This window comes from Streptomyces spongiae, assembly GCF_009377185.1.
In the GTDB taxonomy this organism is placed as follows: Bacteria; Actinomycetota; Actinomycetes; order Streptomycetales; family Streptomycetaceae; genus Streptomyces; species Streptomyces spongiae.
The window spans coordinates 1-1,276 of record NZ_VJZC01001075.1 but is presented as its reverse complement, the minus strand read 5'-3'; the positions used below and the strand labels follow the sequence as shown (position 1 = coordinate 1,276).

General features: G+C 70.5%; 1 protein-coding gene. It reads right to left on the bottom strand.

What is annotated here, in order from left to right; all coding sequences use genetic code 11:
* Positions 1-368 precede the first annotated feature (368 nt).
* Complete coding sequence (gene pstB, locus FNH08_RS50205) at positions 369-1,148, bottom strand: phosphate ABC transporter ATP-binding protein PstB (RefSeq protein WP_152778700.1); 780 nt, start codon at positions 1,146-1,148, stop codon at positions 369-371.
* Between the last annotated feature and the right edge of the window lie 128 nt (positions 1,149-1,276).

The window sequence follows — 1,276 nt, the reverse complement described above, 5'->3', positions numbered from 1 at the left end:
CCACAGGGACGGTTCGGCGACGCGGCGAGTGTGCGTGTCGGACGCACCGGCGCACCTGGCGTCACCCCGGCCTGCCCGCCAAATTCCCGCCACCCGCCCGAAGGACAAGCCCCACGTCGTCACGGACGCGGCCCCTCCCTACTCGCGCGAAACCCCGAGCCGGGGAGGAGGAGCCACAAGGGCGGTTCAGCGACGCGGCGAGTGTGCGTGCCCGGCGCACCGGCGGACCCGGCGTCACCCCGGCCTGCCCGACCGGGGGCGCGGAACCGCGGGCGGAGGGGGCGCCACGGGGCCGCAACGTGGCTCGCTTGCGTGCCGGACGTTGCGGCGTGCCCGGCGGTCCCAGGGGGCTTCGGCGTGGACGGGGATCAGCCGAAGCGGCCGGAGATGTAGTCCTCGGTGCGGCGGTCGGAGGGAGTGGAGAAGATCCGCTCGGTCTCGTCGTACTCGACGAGCCGGCCGTGCCGTTCGCCGTCTTCGTCGATGTCCGAGGTGAAGAAGGCGGTGCGGTGCGAGACCCGCGCGGCCTGCTGCATGTTGTGGGTGACGACGACGATCGTGAACTCCTGGGCCAGGTGCTCCATGAGGTCCTCGATCTTCGCCGTGGCGATCGGGTCCAGGGCCGAGCAGGGCTCGTCCATCAGGATCACCTCGGGCTCGACCGCGATGGTGCGGGCGATGCACAGCCGCTGCTGCTGGCCGCCGGACAGGGCGAGCGCGGAGGTCTTGAGCTTGTCCTTGACCTCGTCCCACAGCGCGGCACGGGTGAGCGTCTCCTCGACCAGGCCGTCCAGGTCCCCCTTGAACCCGCCCACGCGCGGCCCGTACGCGATGTTGTCGTAGATCGACTTGGGGAACGGGTTGGGCTTCTGGAAGACCATGCCGATACGGCGCCGCACCTCGATGGGATCGACCTCCTTCCCGTACAGGTTCTCGCTGTGGTAGCTGATCTTCCCGAGCACGCGGGCCGTGGGGATGAGGTCGTTCATCCGGTTGAGGCAGCGGATCATGGTGGACTTCCCGCAGCCGGAGGGGCCGATCATGGCGGTGATCTGGCGGTTGCCGATGGTCATGTTGACGTCGCGGACGGCCTCGTGGTCGCCGTAGAACACGGACACGCCACCGATCTCGAAGACCGGCGTGGTCAGCGGCGGTGCACCACGGAAGGAGACCTGCGGGACGGTGGTCCCGGCGGAGGACCCGGAGGACTCGGAGGACCCGGAGGACTCGGAGGACTCGGGGACGTCCGCCGAGGAGGCGGGGGAGGCAGGGGAGG